This is a genomic window from Romboutsia timonensis (genome assembly GCF_900106845.1).
GTDB classification, from domain to species: domain Bacteria; phylum Bacillota; class Clostridia; order Peptostreptococcales; family Peptostreptococcaceae; genus Romboutsia; species Romboutsia timonensis.
In genome coordinates, this window is record NZ_LT629865.1 from 1 (window position 1) to 3,252 (window position 3,252).

Genomic DNA, 3,252 nt, shown 5'->3' on the forward strand with positions numbered 1-3,252 from the left:
TAGTTATCTTTAATACACCCTATATCAAGTATTACACAGTCCCCTTCTTTTAATTTAGCTGAACCACAATGAGCATGAGGATCTGCTCCATTTGCTCCATATGCTATAATTGGAGGGAATGAAAATCCATCAGCTCCTAATTCTTCGTATATAGTTGCTAGCCTTTGTGCCATTTCCTTTTCTGTTAAATCTTGTGTTAGCAGATTTTGAAGCTTCTCCATTGCCATGTCATTTATATTAGATGCATTTCTCATAAGATCTTTTTCTTCTTCATCTTTACACATTCTTAATGTATCTATTATAAATGATGCATTTACATATTTATTTTCCGTATTTAATTCCATAAGATGTAATAAGAATCTAGCTGGCCAATTTTTATCTATTCCTATAGCTTTTCCTTTTTCTATGTATTCAGATATTATTAAAACTCCATCCTTAGTATCATCAAACCAAACTTTTTCTACACCTAAATCTTCATATACTGGGAATAACTCATTTATAAATAATTTATGATCCCCATTTGTGTTAAGGTATAAAGCTAGTAGTCTTTCTCCTGGATGTATCATTTTACCTGTTAGATAAAATATAGCCTTTGGGTCTGTAACTAACATTTGAGGTATGTTATTTTCTTGCATTTTTGATAAAATTTTATTTAATCTATTTAATTTCATAAAAAATCACCCTTTACTAGTAAATTTAATCTAATTATACCATATTTTCCAATATATTAATCATTTTATTATAATTAACTCGTTGTGCTATTTAAATATTATTGAAAGTACTATAATCTAACAAGTTGTGTTCTAATAATAAAAAAATTTATATAGTAGTTTCAATATCTTTAGTAAAATAACTACTAGCACAACAAGTTAATAAATAAATTGATAGGAAATTGTGATTCTATAACTAAAATAAAAAGTCTATCATTTGTTTAAATTTTACTAGTACTAGATTTACGGGATATTGTTTTTTTGTTAAAATTAATTAGCTTTATTTAAAAAATATTTTAATCTAGTACAATAGATTAATATTGTATAAAGATACAAGAAGCCTAAATAATTAGATTCTTGTATCTTTATATATTCTAATTTTCAGAGTTTTTATTTTCATTTAAATATGGTTCTACATGTACAGTTATACCTTTTATAAAGTCCATATTTTTAAGTATTATATCTTCTAAGTTACTAGCTATATCATGTCCCTTATATACTGTCAAATTTTTATCTACACATATTACTAAGTCAACATAAGCCATAGAACCATATTTTCTAGTTCTTAAGTCTAATACATCTTCAACACCTTGTGTATTTTTTACTATAGATATTATCTTATCCTCATATTCCTTACCAATAGATAAATCCATAAGCTCATTTGCAGATTTTAATAATATATCAAGTCCTACCTTAGAAACAAATAATGCAACTACAATAGATGCTAAAGGATCCAAAATCTTAAATCCAATTATTGCTCCACCTATCCCTATAAATGCTGCAATAGATGATAAAGCATCAGATCTATGATGCCAAGCATCTGCTTTTAATGCCGGAGAATTTATCTTATTTGCAACTTTAATAGTTATCCTATACTGATATTCTTTTATAAGTATTGATATAACAGAAACTATTAACGGAAGTATTGTTGGAACTTTAATTTTATCTACATTAAGTAATGATAAAATACCTCCATATCCTATTTTTAAAGCAACAAATATTAATACTATTGATAATAAAAGTGCTACTAAAGTTTCTGCCTTTTCATGACCATAATTATGTTCTTTATCATTTGGACTCTTTGATATCTTATTTCCAATTAATACTCCTATTGACGTTAAAATATCAGATGCTGAATGTAGACCATNTAGGAAATTGTGATTCTATAACTAAAATAAAAAGTCTATCATTTGTTTAAATTTTACTAGTACTAGATTTACGGGATATTGTTTTTTTGTTAAAATTAATTAGCTTTATTTAAAAAATATTTTAATCTAGTACAATAGATTAATATTGTATAAAGATACAAGAAGCCTAAATAATTAGATTCTTGTATCTTTATATATTCTAATTTTCAGAGTTTTTATTTTCATTTAAATATGGTTCTACATGTACAGTTATACCTTTTATAAAGTCCATATTTTTAAGTATTATATCTTCTAAGTTACTAGCTATATCATGTCCCTTATATACTGTCAAATTTTTATCTACACATATTACTAAGTCAACATAAGCCATAGAACCATATTTTCTAGTTCTTAAGTCTAATACATCTTCAACACCTTGTGTATTTTTTACTATAGATATTATCTTATCCTCATATTCCTTACCAATAGATAAATCCATAAGCTCATTTGCAGATTTTAATAATATATCAAGTCCTACCTTAGAAACAAATAATGCAACTACAATAGATGCTAAAGGATCCAAAATCTTAAATCCAATTATTGCTCCACCTATCCCTATAAATGCTGCAATAGATGATAAAGCATCAGATCTATGATGCCAAGCATCTGCTTTTAATGCCGGAGAATTTATCTTATTTGCAACTTTAATAGTTATCCTATACTGATATTCTTTTATAAGTATTGATATAACAGAAACTATTAACGGAAGTATTGTTGGAACTTTAATTTTATCTACATTAAGTAATGATAAAATACCTCCATATCCTATTTTTAAAGCAACAAATATTAATACTATTGATAATAAAAGTGCTACTAAAGTTTCTGCCTTTTCATGACCATAATTATGTTCTTTATCATTTGGACTCTTTGATATCTTATTTCCAATTAATACTCCTATTGACGTTAAAATATCAGATGCTGAATGTAGACCATCTGCTATTATAGCATTTGAATTTCCAAGTACACCTGCACCTATTTTTATAATAGTTAAAACTATATTCCATATAATTGATAATATTGTTATTTTGTTTGATTCATCATATCTTGATTCCATTTTTATGCCTCCAATTTATGCAAGATAATTATCAATTGATAATTAAATAATATAAAATTATTTTAAAGTTTAGTAATATCATTATCATTTATCTATATTAATTGATAATGATATTATGTATCAAAATCTATAATAATAGAAAAAGGATTGTATCAAATATGATAAATCCTTTTTCATAAATATTTATATAAATTTTAGTTTACTTAACATTTTCCATAGCTTTATTTGCAAAGTCAGTATTTACTATATCATTATAAACAGGTGCTTTATCTAATTCACCAGCTTCTTCCATTATTTCAAC

General features: G+C 25.4%; 2 protein-coding genes and 1 pseudogene. All 3 read right to left on the reverse strand.

Annotated features, from left to right (window positions below):
* Positions 1 to 671, reverse strand: a 671-nt coding sequence (locus BN7997_RS14770) for a M24 family metallopeptidase (RefSeq protein ID WP_143023254.1), incomplete at its 3' end; no start/stop codon positions are given.
* Between the two features lie 413 nt (positions 672 to 1,084).
* Positions 1,085 to 1,843, reverse strand: a pseudogene (locus BN7997_RS14775) (cation diffusion facilitator family transporter); the annotation flags it as partial.
* Between the two features lie 214 nt (positions 1,844 to 2,057).
* Positions 2,058 to 2,951 (reverse strand): cation diffusion facilitator family transporter, encoded by an 894-nt coding sequence (locus BN7997_RS14780; RefSeq protein ID WP_071121586.1) that lies wholly within the window; start codon positions 2,949 to 2,951, stop codon positions 2,058 to 2,060.
* Positions 2,952 to 3,252 lie beyond the last annotated feature (301 nt).

Bases quoted from the DNA above. Each gene is read 5' to 3' on its own strand.
- BN7997_RS14780 (WP_071121586.1), bottom strand. From the start codon at position 2,951: ATGGAATCAAGATATGATGAATCAAACAAAATAACAATATTATCAATT.